This is a genomic window from Streptomyces sp. NPDC053367 (assembly GCF_044545925.1).
Taxonomy (GTDB): domain Bacteria; phylum Actinomycetota; class Actinomycetes; order Streptomycetales; family Streptomycetaceae; genus Streptomyces.
This window is the reverse complement of record NZ_JBITYN010000016.1, coordinates 1-17,301: the sequence shown is the minus strand read 5'-3', so window position 1 is coordinate 17,301 and position 17,301 is coordinate 1. Positions and strand designations below refer to the sequence as shown.

Below are 17,301 nucleotides of genomic sequence, written 5' to 3'. Positions count from 1 at the left end.
TCACACCCGCCCGGTGCGGGCCGGTTCAGCTCCCGAGGCGGCGGTGGTCCTCCTCGTCCCACTTGCGGGTGTCGCGCGGCTGGACGTACGGCTCCTCGTCGGCGGGGTGCCCGCCCGCGACGGCGCGCCGTCGGGCCAGCTCCGCGTCGAACTCCAGGCCCAGCAGGATCGCCAGGTTGGTGATCCACAGCCACACCAGGAAGATGATCACTCCGGCGAAGGTGCCGTAGGTCTTGTTGTAGGAGGCGAAGTTCGCCACGTACAGCGCGAAGCCCGCCGAGGCGGCCATCCAGATCAGCAGGGCCAGGAAGCTGCCCGGCGTGATCCAGCGGAAACCCTTGACCTTGGCGTTCGGCGTCGCCCAGTACAGCAGCGCGATCATGACCGTGACGAGGATCACCAGCACCGGCCACTTCGCGATCGACCACACGGTCAGCGCCGTGTCGCCGACGCCCAGGGTGGAGCCCACCTGCTTGGCGAGGCTGCCGGTGAACACGACGATCACCGCGCTGATCACGGCCAGCACCATCAGCACCAGGGTCACCCCGACGCGGACCGGCAGCACCTTCCACACCGGGCGCCCCTCGGGGATGTCGTACACCGCGTTGGCGCTCCTGATGAAGGCGGCGACGTAGCCGGAGGCGGCCCACACCGCGAGCAGGAAGCCCACGATCGCCATCACCGAGCCGATGCCCGCCTTGCCCTGCATCTGCTGCACCGCATTGCGCAGGACGTCCTGCGCGGCGCCGGGCGCCAGCTTCTGGATGTTGTCCAGCACCTCCTGCGTCGCCGATTTGCCGGCCACCCCGAGGAGGGAGATCAGCGCCAGCAGGGCCGGGAACAGCGCGAGGATCCCGTAGTACGTCAGCGCCGCCGCCCGGTCGGTCAGCTCGTCCTTCTTGAACTCCTTCAGGGTGCCTTTGAGCACCGCGGTCAAGGAGCCCTTGGGCAGGGACCCCGGACTGTCCGGCGCCCTGCGTTCCACGTGCTCGTCCGGCCCGGCTTCGGGGCGCCTCTCCTGCTCGGCCGCGGGGCCGGGCTCGGGCGCGTTGGATCCGCCGTGCCTGCCATGCTGTTTCACCGTCCGTGCCATGCCGCCCGGGTAACCGGTCTTGGCCCGGCCATAACGACAATTCCGGCATGTGATCCGTTCACCCCACCCCGGTGGGGTGACCCGCTCGGATGACAGCGGTATCGAGCCACGTACGGTCGTCGGTGAGCGGGGCAGGTTCGCCCGCGGCTTTGTTCCCGGCCGCGCGCGTGGGTTAGCCTGCCGCGTATTTCTCATCGCGTAGAGCCGCGAACTGCGGCGATACGCGCGGCGCGCCGGAACCAGTCGGTGCGCGTGGGGACTCCTGGACGGCTGAGCGAGGGGTGCGCGTGACGAGGAACAGCGCCGGGACGGTCGAACCGGCACCGGGCGACCAGGAGCTCAGACGGCTTCTGGCGGGACTGACTGCGGTCCGGGACGGCGACTTCGGGACCCGTCTGCCGGACGACGGCGACGGGCTCATGGGCGACATCGCCAAGGTGTTCAACGGCATGGTGGACCAGTTGTCGGTGTTCACCTCCGAGGTCACCCGGGTCGCCAGGGAGGTCGGCACCGAGGGCACGCTGGGCGGTCAGGCCCAGGTGCCGGGGGTCTCGGGCACCTGGGCCGACCTGACGGACTCCGTGAACGCGATGGCGGGGAACCTGACCACGCAGGTGCGTGACATCGCCCAGGTCGCCACGGCGGTGGCCAAGGGCGACCTGTCGCAGAAGATCGACGTGCCCGCGCGCGGCGAGATCCTGCAGCTGAAGGAGACCGTCAACACGATGGTCGACCAGCTGTCCGCCTTCGCCGACGAGGTCACCCGCGTCGCCCGCGAGGTCGGCAGCGAGGGCCGCCTCGGCGGGCAGGCGCAGGTGCCGGGGGTCGCCGGCGTGTGGCGGGACCTGACCGACTCGGTCAACCACATGGCCGGAAATCTCACCAGCCAGGTGCGTTCCATCGCCCAGGTGACCACCGCGGTCGCCCAGGGTGACCTCTCGCAGAAGATCACGGTCGACGCGCGTGGCGAGATCCTGGAGCTGAAGAGCACCATCAACACGATGGTCGACCAGTTGTCCGCCTTCGCCGACGAGGTCACCCGCGTCGCCCGCGAGGTCGGCACCGAAGGACGCCTCGGCGGGCAGGCCGACGTCAAGGGTGTCAAGGGCACCTGGCGCGATCTGACCGACTCGGTGAACTTCATGGCCGGCAATCTGACCGGCCAGGTCCGCAACATCGCCCTGGTGGCCACGGCGGTCGCCCAGGGCGATCTCTCCCAGAAGATCACCGTCGACGCGCGCGGCGAGATCCTGGAGCTGAAGAACACCATCAACACGATGGTCGACCAGCTGTCCGCCTTCGCCGACGAGGTCACCCGCGTCGCCCGCGAGGTCGGCACCGAAGGACGCCTCGGCGGGCAGGCCCAGGTGCGGGGGGTGTCGGGCACCTGGAAGGACCTGACCGACAACGTCAACGTGATGGCGTCGAACCTCACCCACCAGGTGCGTTCGATCGCCCAGGTCGCCACCACCGTCGCCCGCGGCGACCTCTCGCAGCGGATCACCGTCGAGGCCAAGGGCGAGGTCGCGGCCCTGGCCGACGTCATCAACACGATGGTCGACACGCTGTCGGCCTTCGCCGACGAGGTCACCCGCGTCGCCCGCGAGGTCGGCACCGAGGGCCGCCTCGGCGGCCAGGCGCACGTGCCGAACGTGGCGGGCACGTGGAAGGACCTCACCGACAACGTCAACTCGATGGCGAACAACCTCACCGGCCAGGTCCGCAACATCGCGCTGGTGACGACCGCCGTGGCCCGGGGCGACCTGTCGAAGAAGATCGACGTCGACGCGCGTGGCGAGATCCTGGAGCTGAAGACGACCATCAACACGATGGTCGACCAGCTGTCCGCCTTCGCCGACGAGGTCACCCGCGTCGCCCGCGAGGTCGGCACCGAAGGACGCCTCGGCGGCCAGGCCGAGGTGGAGGGCGTCTCCGGCACCTGGAAGCGGCTCACGGAGAACGTCAACGAGCTGGCCGGGAACCTGACCCGGCAGGTCCGGGCGATCGCCGAGGTCACCAGCGCGGTCGCCGAGGGCGATCTGACACGCTCGATCAACGTCGAGGCCTCCGGCGAGGTCGCCGAGCTCAAGGACAACATCAACTCGATGGTGGAGTCCCTGCGCGAGACCACCCGGGCCAACCAGGAGCAGGACTGGCTCAAGACGAACCTCGCCCGGATCTCCAGCCTGATGCAGGGGCACCGCGACCTGCCCGTGGTCGCGGAGCTGATCATGGACGAGCTGGTTCCCCTGGTGTCGGGCCAGTACGGCGCCTTCTACCTGGCCGAGGACGGCGAGGAGGGTCCCGAGCTGCGGCTCGTCGGCTCCTACGGCTACCCCTCGGACGCCGATCTGCCCGCCCGGGTCGCCTTCGGCCGCACCCTGGTCGGCCAGGCCGCCCGCAGCAAGCGCGCCATCGCGATCGACACGCTGCCGCCGGACTACGTGACCATCTCCTCCGGGCTCGGCCAGGTGGTGCCCACCAGCCTGGTGCTGCTGCCCGTCGTGGTGGAGGGACAGGTCCTCGGGGTGATCGAGCTGGCGTCGGTGACGCCGTTCACGCAGATCCACCGGGACTTCCTGGACCAGGTGATGGAGACCATCGGCGTCAACCTCAACACGATCGTCGCCAACGCCCGCACCGACGAGCTGCTGGCCGAGTCGCAGCGGCTGACCGCCGAACTGCAGGCACGCTCGGCCGAGTTGCAGGTGCAGCAGGAGGAACTCCAGCGCTCCAACGCCGAACTGGAGGACAAGGCCACGCTGCTGGCCGCGCAGAACCGCGACATCGAGGCGAAGAACCTCCAGATCGAGCAGGCGCGGCAGGAGCTGGAGACCCGCGCGCAGCAGCTGTCCCTGGCGTCGAAGTACAAGTCGGAGTTCCTGGCCAACATGAGCCACGAGCTGCGGACGCCGCTCAACAGCCTGCTGATCCTCGCCCAGTTGCTCGCGCAGAACCCCTCGCGCAACCTCACGCCGAAGCAGGTGGAGTACGCGCAGATCATCCACTCGGCGGGCTCGGACCTGCTGCAGCTGATCAACGACATCCTCGATCTGTCCAAGGTCGAGGCGGGCAAGATGGACGTCACACCGGAGCGGGTCGAGCTGCGGCAGCTCATCGAGTACGTCGAGGCCACCTTCCGCCCCATGACGACGCAGAAGAGCCTTGAGTTCACCGTGACCACCGCCGCGGGCGCTCCCGCGGACCTGCTCACCGACGACTCCCGGCTGCGGCAGGTGCTGCGCAACCTGCTGTCCAACGCGGTGAAGTTCACCGAGTCGGGCAGTGTGGAGCTGTGCATCGAGCCCGTCGACGACTCGGAGGCGCCCTCGGACGTCGTACGGGGCGGCAGTGTCGTGGCGTTCCGGGTGACGGACACCGGAGTCGGCATCCCGCCCCAGCACCTGGAGACCATCTTCGGCGCGTTCCAGCAGGCGGACGGCACCACCAGCCGCAAGTACGGCGGCACCGGTCTGGGACTGTCCATCACCCGGGAGATCGCCACGCTGCTCGGCGGTGTCGTCACCGTGGACAGCACGCCCGGGCAGGGCAGCACCTTCACGCTGTTCCTGCCGGTGGCCCGCCCCGACTTCGCGGAGCTGGTGCGCCACGGACGGCCGGCCGCGAGCGGCTCGGACGGGATCGCGCTGGAGGCGCCCGCCGAGCCGGGTGCGGTGCCCGAGCCGACCAGCGGTGCCGGGCAGCGCCCGCGGCGCCTGCTCGTCGTCGAGGAGCGCCCGCGCGGTCTGCTCACGCTGGTGGCGGAGAGCGTCGTGTCGGACCTCACGCAGGGCCGCGCCGACGCCGGCGGCCCGCGCATGTCGGTCGACGTCATCGCGGCGGCCGGCGCCCAGGAGGCGGCCGGTGCGCTGGCGGCGCAGCCGTGCCACTGCGTGGTGCTGGACCTGAGCATGCCGGACGGTGAGGCCGCCCGGTTCCTGGACGCGCTGCAGGGCGACTCGGCGCTGTCGAGCGTGCCTGTCCTGGTGCACACCGGGCACCCGACCGACATGACGCTGCAGGAGAGTCTGCGCCCGCGCGCGGAGGCCGGTGCCCTGGAGTTCCTGACCAGCCTGGACGAGCTGCGCGAGCGCATCGCGCTGCATCTGTCGGCCGAGGAGCCGGGGGACGTGCTGTCGCTGGTGCGGCCGGACGAGCAGCGGCCGCGCGCTCCGCACCAGGTGGACGATTCGCTGTCCGGCCGTACCGTGCTCGTCGTCGACGACGACGCGCGCAACCTCTTCGCGCTCAGCGGCATCCTGGAGCTGCACGGCTTCCGGGTGCTGCACGCGGAGAACGGCCGCAAGGCGATCGAGACGCTCGTCGGCCATCCGGACATCTCGCTGGTGCTGATGGACGTGATGATGCCGGAGATGGACGGCTACACCGCGACCGCCGAGATCCGCGCGATGCCGCAGTACGCGGAGCTGCCCATCATCGCCGTCACCGCGAAGGCGATGCCCGGCGACCGGGACAAGGCCCTCGCGTCGGGTGCCAGCGACTACGTCACCAAGCCGGTCGACACCCACGACCTGATCGCCTGCGTACGGAGCTGGCTGCCCGCATGAGGACCCCGATCCGCGGAGCGCGGCGTCCCGCGCCGCGCTCCGCACCACCCCGCAGCCGAGGAGCCTTCACATCGTGAGCATCTTCGAGTCGTCCAGGGAGGCCGGCGACGGCGCGGTGCCGCCCGGCGCGACGCTGCCGCCCGGCCCGCGGCCGTCCGCCGAGCCGGCGGACGCCGCGGCGAGCGGGTCCACCACGTCCCAGGTGGGCAGGCTGGCCGCCACCGTCGACCGGCTCAGCCGCGCGGTGCGGGCCGCGCAGGCGGAGGCGGAGGGGCGTGCCCTGATCGAACTCGCCAAGGGCATCCTCGTCGAGCGCCTGGGCTGCGGCCCGGCGCACGCCGCGCGCCAGCTGACCGAGCTGGCCGAACAGGCGGGGACGACGCCGCTGCAGTTCGCGGTCGACGTCATCAACCAGGCCACCCGTGACCGGCTGTCCGAGGCGACGGACGCGTTCCTGGCCGCCACCGCGGACAGCCGGGCCGCGGACGCCGCGTCCCTGGACCCGGAGTCCGGGCATGCCTCGCTGCGGCTGCGGGCCGCCGAGAGCGGGGCGCTGGCCGCGCACGACACCCAGGCCGCCGCCCACGCCCTGCTGGAGCACGCGCTGCAGCCGCTCGGCGCGGTGGCCGTCGCGATCTGGGCGGCGGGCACCGACGGGTCGCTGAGCCTCGCGGGTCACGCCGGCTTCTCCCCCGCCGAGGCGGCCCGTTGGCGTTACGTTCCGCCGGACGTGGCGACCGTCGCCCGGCGGGGCCTGACCGAGCGCACGGGCCAGTGGATGACCTCCCTGGCGAAGACCGGACTGCCCAGTGTGGGCAGGCAGCAGTACCCGGACGGCGGCCGGGTGGCGCTGCCCGCCGGAACCGGTGGCCGCATCCACGGGGTGCTGGAGATCGTCTGGCCGGTCCCGCTGACGCCGCAGCCGCCGCAGGTGGTCCGGCAGGTGGAGGCCCTGGCCGAGCTGTGCGCGCACACCCTGGAGACGTACGAGCCGCCGGGCGACCCGGCGCAGGAGCGGCGGGTGCTGCCCGACGCCGCCGAGCTGATGGACCTGGCGGACGCGCTGCACGACCCCGCGCTGGTGCTCGTGCCGAACGTCGACGCCGACGGGGAGCTGACCGACTTCCGCATCCAGCACGTCAACGACCACTTCCAGGACCCGGCCGGGCGACCCAGGGCCGTCGTCAACGGGGCGCTGCTGCTGGAGGCGTATCCGATGGCGGCCGGCGAGAGCGGGCTGCTGGAGAACGTGGAGCGGGTGTATGCCACCGGCGAGCCGTTCCGGGCCCAGCGCGCGCAGCTCACCGCGCTCGTCGACGAGGTGCCGCTGCGGTCCGTGGCGGACATAAGCATCAGCCGGCACGGCAACGCGGTGCTGCTCATCTGGCGCATCGAGGACGACGCGGCCCGGCTGGCGAGCCTGTTGCAGCACGCCCAGCGGCTCGGGCGTATCGGAGGGTTCGAGGAGAACCTGCTCACCGGTGAGATCACCTGGAACGACCAGCTGTTCGACCTGTACGGCCGTGCCCCCTCCAGCGCTCCGGTACCGCTGGAGGAGCTCGGCTCCTACGCCCACCCGGACGACTTCGTCGCGATCGGCCGGTTCCTGCGCACGGTGTTGCACCACCGCAGGCCCGCGTCGGCGGCCTTCCGGCTGCAGCGGCCGGACGGGGTGACGCGGCACATGCGGATCGTCGCCGAGCCGGTGCTGGACACGGCGGGCCGCCTGCTCAGCGTGCGCGGCGCCTACCAGGACATCTCCTCCCAGCACTGGACGGAGGTGGCGCTCGCCGCGACCCGGGACCAGCTCGCCCACACCGAGCAGCAGGCCAGCGAACGCAGCAGGCTGGCCCTCCAGCTGCAGCAGGCGATCATGCCGCCCACGCAGGATCCGCTGCGGATCGACGACCTCCAGGTCGCCGTCCGCTACCGTCCCGCCGAGGAGGAGCAGCTGGTCGGCGGCGACTGGTACGACGCCGTCGTCCTGCCGTCCGGGCTGGTGCTGGTGTGCGTCGGGGACGTGGCCGGGCACGGCATGGACGCCGCGACCAGCATGGTCGTCCTGCGCAACGCGCTGCGCGGCCTGTCCGTCACCGGGGCCGGGCCGGGCCAGCTGCTGTCCTGGCTCAACATGGTCGCGCACAACCTCACGGGCGCGGTCACGGCGACGGCGGTGTGCGGCCTGTACGACCGTGAGCGGCGCACGCTGCGCTGGGCCCGGGCCGGCCATCTCCCGCCCGTCCTGGTCCGCGAGGGCAGCTCGAGCGCCCTGCCGCTGACCAAGGGCCTGCTCCTCGGCGCCGTCCCGGAGGCCGTCTACGAGGAGGCCGAGATGCAGCTCTCCCCGGGGGACACGCTGCTGATGTACACCGACGGCCTGATCGAGCGCCGTGACCGCTCGGTGGAGGAGTCCATGACGTATCTGCTGACCACCGCTCGTGCTCCGCTGACCACCCTGGACCAGCAGCTGGACCGGCTGCTGACCTACAGCAAGTCGGACACCGACGACGACACGTGCATCGTGGGGATCCGTCTGGGCTGACGGCGGCGGCACAGGGCGGCGGGCCCGCGGCGGACGATGCGATGTGGCGGCCGCCGCGGTTGCGCTGCGGGGCGCGGGGCACTCGGCGGTGGCCGATCGATCGAGGCCAGACGACGTCCGGAGGCACCCATGGCTGTTCGCCACCGTCTGATCAAGGCCAGTCCCGCCGTCGTGTGGGGCGTCCTCGCCGACAGCGGGGCGTACCCGCGGTGGGTGGTGGGGCCCTCGGCTGCCGAGCCCGTGCGAGGGCAGTGGCCGCAGACCGGGGCGGCGATCCGCTACGAGATCCCGCTGGGCCCGCTGCGGCTGTCCAACGAGACGGTCGTCCGCCGCTGCGAGGAGGGCGCCGCCCTGGAGCTGGAGGCCCACGCGGGCCCGCTGGGCACCGCGCGCATCGCGATCGAGCTGCGGCCGTGGGGCGAGCACTGCCTGGTGGTGGTGGACGAGCATCCGCTGCAGGGGGCCGGCGGCGCGCTGCACAACGTCGGCTTCGAGCTGCTCATCCAGCTGCGCCACCGCACCATGCTGCACCGCCTCGCCCGGCTCTGCGAGCAGGTGGCGGACGCCCCCGGGGCCGCTGTCGCGGCGACCGCCTCCGCCGATCCGGGCGGGGCCGGCCATGCCTGACGCCGTGGTGATCGGTGCCGGCCCGAACGGGCTGGTGGCCGCCAATCTGCTCGCGGACGCCGGCTGGAGCGTGCGGGTCCTGGAGGAGCAGCAGGAGCCCGGCGGCGCGGTGCGCCACGACCGGGGCGTCGACCCCGCGTTCGTCAACGACGTCTTCAGCTCGTTCTATCCGCTGGCCGTGGCCTCCCCCGTGCTGTCCGCTCTGCGTCTGGAGGAGCACGGACTGCGGTGGAGGCACGCGCCCAGCGTGCTCGCCCACCCGCTCACCGACGGCTCCTGCGCGCTGCTCGACCGGGATCTCGACACCACGGCCGGCTCGCTGGACGCCTTCGCGGCCGGGGACGGGGACGCCTGGCGCCGGCTGCACGAGCTGTGGCGGCGCCTGCAGCCCGACCTGCTGGGGGCGCTGTTCACGCCCTTCCCGCCGGTGCGCTCCACGGCACGCCTCGCGCTGCGGCTGCGCGCGGCGGGCGGGCTGCGCACGGCCCGGTCCCTGGTGCTGCCGGTGCGCAGGCTCGGCGAGGAGGAGTTCCGCGGGGAGGGCGGCAGGCTCCTGCTGGCCGGCAACGCGCTGCACGCCGACCTGGCCCCCGAGTCGGCCGGGAGCGGCGGCTTCGGCCTGCTGATGGCGATGCTCGGGCAGACGTACGGCTTCCCCGTGCCGGCCGGCGGCGCCGGCGCGCTCACCCAGGCACTCGCCCACCGGCTGCGCTCACGCGGGGGCCGGATCGACTGCGGGACACGCGTGGAGCGGATCGTCGTACGCGAGGGGCGGGCGGTGGCCGTGCGCACGGCCGGGCAGGAGACGGTGCGTGCGCGCCGGGCCGTCCTGGCGGACGTGTCGGTGCCCGCCCTGTACGGCGAGCTGGTGCCGGCCGAGCATCTGCCCGCACAGCTGATGGACGACCTGCGGCGCTTCCAGTGGGACTTCGCCACCTTCAAGGTGGACTGGGCGCTGGACGGCCCGGTGCCCTGGCAGGCCGAGCAGGCGTCCCGGGCCGGGACCGTGCACCTGGCGGACGGCATGGACGAGCTGACCCGGTTCGCCGCGCAGATCGCCATGCGGCAGGTTCCGGACCGGCCGTTCCTGCTGTTCGGCCAGATGACCACCACCGACCCGTCCCGGTCCCCGCGCGGGACCGAGTCCGCGTGGGCGTACACCCATGTGCCCCACGACATCCGGTCCGACGCGGGGGCGGAGGGCATCACCGGGCGGTGGGACACCGCGGACCGGGAGCGCATGGCGGACCGGGTCGAGCACCAGGTGGAGCGTTTCGCGCCCGGGTTCCGCCGGCTGGTCCGGGCCCGCAGGATCCTGGCGCCGCCGACCCTGGAGGCGCTCGACGCCAATCTGGTCGGCGGTGCCCTCAACGGCGGCACCACCGCCCTGCACCAGCAGCTCGTCTTCCGGCCCGTGCCGGGCACCGGACGCCCGGAGACCCCGGTGGCCGGCCTGTTCCTGGCCTCCGCGGGCGCGCACCCGGGCGGGGGCGTGCACGGGGCCCCCGGCGCCAACGCCGCCCGCGCGGCCCTGCGCCCGAACCGCGCGCTCACGGGCGTCCAGCGGCTGCTGACCCGGCGCGACCGCACCGGCGCGCCGCGACGCTCCCCCACCGGGTGACGAACCGCGGCCCGGCGATCTCCACCCACGAGCAGACGCCGGGCCGGGACCGCCTCCCCGGCCGGTGACGACCCGGCCCGGAACGACCAGGAGAGCCCATGACCGGCAGTCCGCTGACCCACCGGACGGTGGTGGTGACCGGTGCCGCCCGCGGCATCGGTGCGGCGCTAGCGCGGGAGATCGCCGCGCGCGGCGCCCGGGTGGCGCTGCTCGGCCACGAGCAGGCGGCTCTGGACGCCGTGGCGGCCTCGCTGCCCGGCCGCGTGCCGGCCCTGGAGGCGGACGTCACCGATCCGGAGGCCCTGCTGGCCTCGGCGAACGAGATCCGCGCGGTCCTGGGCCCGGTCTCGGCGGTGGTCGCGAACGCCGGGATCGCCGAGGGCGGTCCGTTCCTGTCCTCCGAACCGGACACCTGGCACCGGGTGATCGACGTGAACCTGGTCGGCAGCGCGCACACCGCACGCGCCTTCCTGCCGGACCTGATCACCACGTCCGGCTACTTCCTGCAGGTGGCGTCCCTGGCCTCGATGGGGGCCGCGCCCCTGATGAGCGCCTACTGCGCGTCCAAGGCCGGCGCGGAGGCGTTCGCGCACAGCCTGCGGGCCGAGGTGGCGCACCTGGGTGTCGGCGTGGGCATCGCCTACCTCAACTGGATCGACACCGACATGGTGCGCGACGCCGACCTGCACGCCGCCCTGCGCGAGCTGCGTGCCGGTATGCCGGGGCCGGCCCGCCGGGTGTCCGGCGTCGAGCAGGCCGCGTCGCGCCTGGCGTACGCCGTCGAGCGCCGGCGGACCGCCGTGTACGTGCCGGCGTGGCTTCGGCTGGTACAGCCGGTGCGGGCCGCGCTGCCGCCCGTGGTGACACGTGCCGCGCGCCGCCGGCTCCCCCGGCTGGAGGCGGTCGCCGCCCTTGGGCACACCGGCCCGCTCGGCGCGGGCGGCAGAGCCGACGAGGCGGCTCGCCACCGGCACGGCTGACCCTGTGTCAGCGCTGGTCGTGGACGTGGCACAGCAGCAGGCACACGTCGTCGTCGTGCTCGGAGTCGTCGAGCAGCGGGTGCAGCAGCCGGTCGGCGGAGGCGTCGAGGTCGCCGGCCAGGTCGGCCGGGGGCACGGCCGACAGGGCGTGCGCCAGGCGCTCGATGCCCAGGTCGATGTTCTGGGCCCGGCGCTCGACGAGCCCGTCGGTGTACAGGGCGAGCGTGGAGCCGGGGGGCAGTGGCGCGGTGTGGTCGGCGATCTCCTGGTCGAGGGGGATGCCGAGCATCGCGCCGGGTCTGGCGTCCAGGGTGTGCACCTGCCCGTCGGACGTGCGCAGCACCGGGGGCGGATGCCCGGCGGCCGCCCAGGTGAGCTCGGGCACGCCGGGCTGGAAGCGGGCGATGACGGCCGTGGCGTACAGGTCGAGCCGCAGGTGGTGCAGGAACTGGTGCAGCCGGGTCAGCAGCGCGCCGGGGCTCGCGCCCTCGACGGCGTAGGCGCGCAGGGCGGTGCGCAGCTGGCTCATCATCACGGCCGCGTGCAGACCGTGGCCGGTGACGTCGCCGACGACGGTGATCAGGCTGCCGTCGGGCTGGCGGAAGGCGTCGTACCAGTCGCCGCCGATGTTCATGCCGCTGGTGGCGGGAAGGTAGCGGGCGGCCAGGTCCATGCCGGGGATGACGGGCAGCTCGGTGAGCAGGGCGCGCTGCAGGGTCTCGGCGATGTCGCGGTTGTGCTCGTAGCGCCGGGCGTTCTCCAGGGCGATCCCGGCGCGTCTGGTCAGCTCGATGAGCATGACGGCGTCGTCGGGGTCCCACCGCTCGTCCGGCGGGGTCAGGGTGAGGACGCCCTGCGTCGCCCGGTGGGTGAGCAGGGGGATGCACAGCAGGGGCCGGTCGGGGGCGAGGGCCGACGGCGGCCGGTCGTCGACCCCGGGGAGCCCGCCGGGGTGGTCCGCGGCGTACTGGGGCCGGCCGCGCCGCGCGGCGACGACGGCGGCGGCCGGACGCGGCGGCGTGCGCCGCATGACGTCGGGTGTGTCGAACAGCCAGACGTCGACGGTGCGGGCGTAGCGCGGCACGAGCAGGTCGGGCAGCAGCCGGACGATGGCGTCGGGGTCGAGGGAGGCCGTCAGGGCGGCGCTGGCGTCGGCGAGGAAGGTCAGTCTTCCCCGGGCGCTCTCGGCCTCCTGCCTGGCTTTCTGTTCGGCGGCGAACAGCTCGCGCTGCCGTTCTCCGGCGGCGTCCAGTTCGGCGTGCAGGGCGACGACGCCCTGGTTCGTCTGGTGCAGCTCCTCCCGGTGGAAGGTGACCAGAGCGTGCTGCTCGTCGAGCTTGTCCAGCAGGATCCCGGCGTCCTCGTCGGCGGAGAACAGTGCCTCGGCGAGGGTGGCGGTGTCGTCCGGCACGTGTCCGGTGGGGGCGGTGCCGGTGCCCGGGACGCGGGCGGCCGACGCATGCCAGACGGTACGTCCGTCCGCCGGCCGCAGCTCGACGGTGAGCCGGTCGGCCCGGGAGGGCTCGCCCGGCCGTGCGGTCACGATCCACGTGCCGCCTTTGGTGAGGCTCTGTCTGAGCTGGGCGGTGAGCGCGACCACGAGACGGGTCCGCTCGACGGGACTCACTCCGCATTCAGCGGCCAGCCGGGCGGTGGCGATGCGGGCCCGGGCGGCGTCGGTGACGGTGCGGACGTACCAGGTGTGGTTCATGACGGGCGATCCGGCGGGGTGGGGTTCAGCACGACGACGGCGGTGTCGTCGCGGACCGGGCGGGCGGGGCTGCTGGCGTCCCGCACGATCGCGGCGGCGACGACGGCGGGGTCGGGGGTGTTGTCGTGGTCGAAGGGGCCGGCACTCCAGCGGCTGGGCAGGCCGTCGCTGTGCAGGACGAGCAGGCAGTCGTCGGTCCACTCCTCCGTGTGCACCGGCAGCTGGGCGGGAAGGTGGGCGCCGACTATGCCGGGGTGCGACAGCAGCGGCCGCCACCGGTCGCCGCGGCGCAGTCTGGCTCCTATGTTGCCGACGCCGGTGAAGGACAGCCGTCCGGTGGCGGTGTCGAGCTGGGCCACCGCCGCGGCCGCGCCCCGCGTGTCGCGCAGGGCCGTGTGCAGGGCCCGCAGCAGCCGGTCCGCGGACAGGTGGGCGCAGCGGTGCACCTCGGCCACCGCCGCGGAGGAGGCCCGTGCGGCGTGCTCCCCGTGGCCCAGGCCGTCGGCGAGCATCAGGGTCAGCCGGTCGCCCGAGTGCGCCCAGGCCCAGGCGTCGCCGGAGAACTCGGCTCCCGCGAAGGGGAAGTTCACGCCGCCGGCCCGGGCCGGGCCGGGCACCACCGGGGTGCGGCCGGGGCCGCGGGGGCCGATTCTGGCCAGGGCGATCGTGCCCCGGCCGGGTTGGCTGTGCAGGGCGAAGTCGTCGGCGGTGCGCCGGCAGGTGCCGAGGCCCGCGCCGAGGGAGCCGGTGGTCGAGTGGCCGTCGCGCAGTGCGGCGGCCACGTCGGGGATGCCGGGGCCGTGGTCGACGGCCAGTATCTGCACGGCGACGGCCCGTTCGCCGCCCGGGGCGGGCGTGGGCGGGCTCGTGGGCTCCAGCAGCACCCGGCCGCCGCCGCCGTGCTTGAGGAGGTTGGTGGCGAGTTCGGTGGCCACCAGGGCGGCCCCGGCGGTGCGGCCGTCGTCGAGCCCGGCCCACCGCGCGGCGGCCTCGGCGGCCACCCGTACGTCGCGGACCCGGGTCGAGTCCTGCACCGGCACCTCCCACACCCGCGGCATCAGCGGGCCTCGCGGGGCCGGGGCGGACGGGTCACCCACGAGGTGACCGTGACGGTGGTGCCGGAGCCGGGGCGGCTGTCGATCTCGAACTCGTGGACGAGGCGGCGCGCCCCGCCCAGCCCCATGCCCAGCCCGCCACCGGAGGTGTAGCCGTCGGACAGGGCCTGTTCCACGTCGGCGATCCCCGGCCCCTCGTCGCTGAAGGTCAGCCGCAGCCCGGGCACCCCGCGACTGTCGACGCGGACGCACTCCACCTGGCCGCCGCCGCCGTAGACGAGGGCGTTGCGCGCCAGTTCGCTGGCGGCGGTGACCAGTTTGGTCTGATCCACCAGGCCGAACCCCACGTTCACGGCCATCTGCCGTACCTGCTGGCGCACCCACACCAGATCGAGGTCCGACTGGATCGGCAGGCGGACGGAAGTTTCGCCCGCGGTGTGGGTCACGGACGCTCCCGGCGTTCGCGACCGCCCCGGGCGACGGACGCGGCCTCGGCGCCGAGCACCCGCATCGCCTCCTCCGTGCTGAGCGCCGTACGCAGTCCCGGCAGCGTCAGTCCCAGTTCCACCAGGGTGATGGCCACCGCGGGCCGCATCCCGGCCACCACGGTCTGCGCGGCCAGCAGCCGCGACTGCGCCGCGATGTCGCTGATCACGCGGCCCATGAACGAGTCGATGATCTCCACACCCGACAGGTCGATGACAAGGCCCGAGACGCCGCTGTCGGCGACGGTCTCGCCGATGTCCTGCTGGAGTTGCTCGGCCGTGCCGTCGTGCAGGTCGCCCTGCAGCGTCACCAGCAGCACGCCCCCGAGCCTGAGCACCGGCACCCGCCCCTCGGGGGGCGGGGTGTACGCGGCCCTCACCGCGGAGCCGTGCCGTGGTCCGCATGCGGCACGATGTCGGTGCCGAGCTGCCGCAGGGCGTAGGCCAGCGCGTCCGCGAGGCTGGCCCGGGTGAGGACGGAACTCAGGTCGATGCCCAGGTGGACGATGGTCTGCGCGATGGCCGGACGGATGCCGGAGACGATGCACTCCGCGCCCATGAGACGAGCCGCGGCCACGGTCTTCATCAGGTGCTGGGCCACCAGGGAGTCGACCGTCGGGACCCCGGTGATGTCGAGGATCGCGAAGCGCGCCTGCTGGTCGACGACGGCGTTCAGCAGCGTCTCCATCACGACCTGGCTGCGGGCGCTGTCGAGCGTGCCGATCAGCGGCACGGCGACGACGCCGTCCCACAGACGGATCACGGGCGTGGCCACTTCCAGGAGCTGCATGCGCTGCCGGTTGATGAGTTCCTCCCCCGCGCTGATCATCGTGTCCTGGACGACCAGGCGCAGCGTGCCCATCAGGACCGTCAGCGTGGTCGTGCACTCCAGGACGTGTCCGGCGGGCGCCGCCGAGAGGTCGGCGGCGAGGAGTTCGGTGACCGGCAGCCGCAACGCGTCCACCTCGGAAGAGATCTGACCCGCGGCGGCGCCGGCCCGGGACCGGGCGTCGGCGGTACGGCCCAGCTCCTCACGCACGACGGCGAACGCGCCGGCGTCCGGGTCGTCGACCCGCCCCTCCGCGGCTACCGCGGCCAGGGCCTCCACCACCGACCGGCCGACCTCCACCGCCTCCTCCCGGGAGACCGTGAAGACCGTGCGGAAGAACGTCGCGTCGGCCCAGCGTTGGGCGATCTGCTCCCGCCGTCGCCGCAGGAATTCGGCGACCTCCTCCGTCGGCGGCGTCGGGTGCGCTGACGTCTGTTCCTCCGGCACGTACTTCTCTCCTCACCTGTCGGGCCGGCCCCGTGTCCCCGCGGAGCACACCGTTCCCTGCCGGCCGCAACCCACTGTAGGAAAACGATGATCCAAGGCAACCCTCGGCCGCACCAAACCGCTCCGTCGGGTAATGGTCCCCGTCGCGCGTCAACCGACCGCCGAGAGCGCCTCGTCGACGCTGTCGAGCATCGGGACGGTCAGGCTCACTCCGGTCAGGTCCAGGATCCGCCGGACCGCAGGGGTCGGCCGGATGACGTAGACGCCGCCCGCGCAGTCGCGGACCTCCTGGTAGACCCGCAGGATGATGTTCATCCCGGACGAGTCCATGAAGGGCACGCCGCCGATGTCCAGCAGGAAGTGCCGCCGCCCCTGGCCGAGTTGCTCGGCGAGGTGGCGCTGCAGCGCGGTCGCGGTGGCCGAGTCCAGGTCTCCTTCGACCGTGAGGAGCACGGCGTCCTCGCGCGGCAGTTCCACCTTGACGGACAGTGAGTTCTGAGCGTCGGACACGAGACCTCCCAAGGCGCTGGCGATCGGGACGTGTGCCCCGTCGGACGGATTCCATGCATGCGAGGGTGCCGGAGCACCCTGTGCCGGTGATGCTTCGTCGACCCGCGCGCGTCTTCGTGCGTCCTGTGCGGGTATCTGTCTGCCTTGCTCATCTTTTAGTGCATTATGCACGTTTTTTCGTGCGCCCTGTACGTCGTTCAGCGGAAACACTTCCGTAGCTCGGGGGCTCCGGGTCGGAACCGGCGGTGTCGTCCCCCGCCTTCCCGGCTTCGCGCGGATCACTCCCCCGCACTTCCGCAAACGCCGAGGTGGGCCGCCGCTTCGGCTTGATCTCGCCCGTTCCTCGCGCCGGGCCGGACGCACAGCGACTTGCCCAGTTTGCGGCCGGAACGGTGGGGCAAGCGGGAGTACGTGCTTCGGACCAGAGGCACCGCCGGCGGAGGCACCGCGCCTGTTTGCGGGCCGCCATGAGCCCCGCCGCCTTCCACTGCCAGTCCCTGACACCTGCGTTCAGGAGCTCTTTCGCATGCTGGTCGAGACATCCGCACACGCCACCTCCGACACCACCACCGCCCCCGGCGCGCCTGCCGCCTCTGCCGCGGCCACCGCGCCTGCCGCGGCCGCACCCCGCAGGCACCCCCACGACGACGCACCCGACACCGCAGCCGCCTTCACCCGCCTCGCCGCACTCCCCGACGGCCCCGAACGCGACACCCTGCGCGAAACCCTCACCGAAGGCTGGCTCCCCATGGCCCACCGCATCGCCGGCCGCTTCCGCAACCGCGGCGAATCCCTCGAAGACCTCCGCCAGGTCGCCGCCCTCGGCCTCGTCA

At 73.2% G+C, this 17,301-nt stretch carries 12 protein-coding genes and 1 pseudogene; 6 read left to right on the top strand and 7 right to left on the bottom strand.

The window, feature by feature from the left end; translation table 11 throughout:
* Positions 1–25: 25 nt before the first annotated feature.
* Positions 26–1,093, bottom strand: coding sequence for a YihY/virulence factor BrkB family protein (locus ACIGXJ_RS35120; RefSeq protein ID WP_399654324.1), 1,068 nt, complete (start codon positions 1,091–1,093; stop codon positions 26–28).
* Positions 1,094–1,380: 287 nt separating this feature from the next.
* Between ACIGXJ_RS35120 and ACIGXJ_RS35115 the strand changes: the two genes are divergently transcribed.
* The 5 genes from ACIGXJ_RS35115 to ACIGXJ_RS35095 all read left to right on the top strand — a co-directional run bounded on the left by ACIGXJ_RS35115 (position 1,381) and on the right by ACIGXJ_RS35095 (position 11,431).
* A complete protein-coding gene (locus tag ACIGXJ_RS35115; RefSeq protein ID WP_399654321.1) occupies positions 1,381–5,661 on the top strand; it encodes a HAMP domain-containing protein in 4,281 nt (1,426 codons plus the stop codon).
* Between the two features lie 115 nt (positions 5,662–5,776).
* A complete protein-coding gene (locus tag ACIGXJ_RS35110; RefSeq protein ID WP_399654566.1) occupies positions 5,777–8,203 on the top strand; it encodes a SpoIIE family protein phosphatase in 2,427 nt (808 codons plus the stop codon).
* Between the two features lie 129 nt (positions 8,204–8,332).
* Positions 8,333–8,830: an SRPBCC family protein gene (locus ACIGXJ_RS35105; protein ID WP_399654318.1), complete on the top strand. Its 498-nt coding sequence runs from the start codon at positions 8,333–8,335 to the stop codon at positions 8,828–8,830.
* Positions 8,823–10,451, top strand: a complete 1,629-nt coding sequence (locus tag ACIGXJ_RS35100; protein ID WP_399654315.1) for a phytoene desaturase family protein — start codon at positions 8,823–8,825, stop codon at positions 10,449–10,451. The genes ACIGXJ_RS35105 and ACIGXJ_RS35100 overlap by 8 nt, the downstream gene beginning before the upstream one ends.
* Before the next feature lie 98 nt (positions 10,452–10,549).
* Entirely contained in the window at positions 10,550–11,431 is an 882-nt protein-coding gene (locus tag ACIGXJ_RS35095) for an SDR family oxidoreductase (protein WP_399654313.1), read from the top strand.
* A 7-nt stretch (positions 11,432–11,438) separates the two neighbouring features.
* On the opposite strand, the gene ACIGXJ_RS35090 is transcribed toward ACIGXJ_RS35095, so the two are convergent.
* The 6 genes from ACIGXJ_RS35090 to ACIGXJ_RS35065 form a co-directional block, all read right to left on the bottom strand.
* Positions 11,439–13,142: a PP2C family protein-serine/threonine phosphatase gene (locus ACIGXJ_RS35090; RefSeq protein ID WP_399654310.1), complete on the bottom strand. Its 1,704-nt coding sequence runs from the start codon at positions 13,140–13,142 to the stop codon at positions 11,439–11,441.
* A complete protein-coding gene (locus ACIGXJ_RS35085) occupies positions 13,139–14,200 on the bottom strand; it encodes a SpoIIE family protein phosphatase (RefSeq protein ID WP_399654562.1) in 1,062 nt (353 codons plus the stop codon). The genes ACIGXJ_RS35090 and ACIGXJ_RS35085 overlap by 4 nt, the downstream gene beginning before the upstream one ends.
* A complete protein-coding gene (locus ACIGXJ_RS35080) occupies positions 14,200–14,643 on the bottom strand; it encodes an anti-sigma regulatory factor (protein WP_399654307.1) in 444 nt (147 codons plus the stop codon). Before ACIGXJ_RS35080 ends, ACIGXJ_RS35085 begins: the two co-directional genes overlap by 1 nt.
* Positions 14,640–15,062, bottom strand: a complete 423-nt coding sequence (locus ACIGXJ_RS35075; RefSeq protein ID WP_399654304.1) for an STAS domain-containing protein — start codon at positions 15,060–15,062, stop codon at positions 14,640–14,642. The genes ACIGXJ_RS35080 and ACIGXJ_RS35075 overlap by 4 nt, the downstream gene beginning before the upstream one ends.
* Positions 15,059–15,958: an STAS domain-containing protein gene (locus tag ACIGXJ_RS35070; RefSeq protein ID WP_399654301.1), complete on the bottom strand. Its 900-nt coding sequence runs from the start codon at positions 15,956–15,958 to the stop codon at positions 15,059–15,061. The genes ACIGXJ_RS35075 and ACIGXJ_RS35070 overlap by 4 nt, the downstream gene beginning before the upstream one ends.
* A gap of 150 nt (positions 15,959–16,108) precedes the next feature.
* Positions 16,109–16,468, bottom strand: coding sequence for an STAS domain-containing protein (locus ACIGXJ_RS35065; protein ID WP_399654299.1), 360 nt, complete (start codon positions 16,466–16,468; stop codon positions 16,109–16,111).
* A 526-nt stretch (positions 16,469–16,994) separates the two neighbouring features.
* On the opposite strand from ACIGXJ_RS35065, the pseudogene ACIGXJ_RS35060 reads away from it, so the two are divergent.
* Positions 16,995–17,301, top strand: a pseudogene (locus ACIGXJ_RS35060) (B/F/G family RNA polymerase sigma-70 factor); the annotation flags it as partial.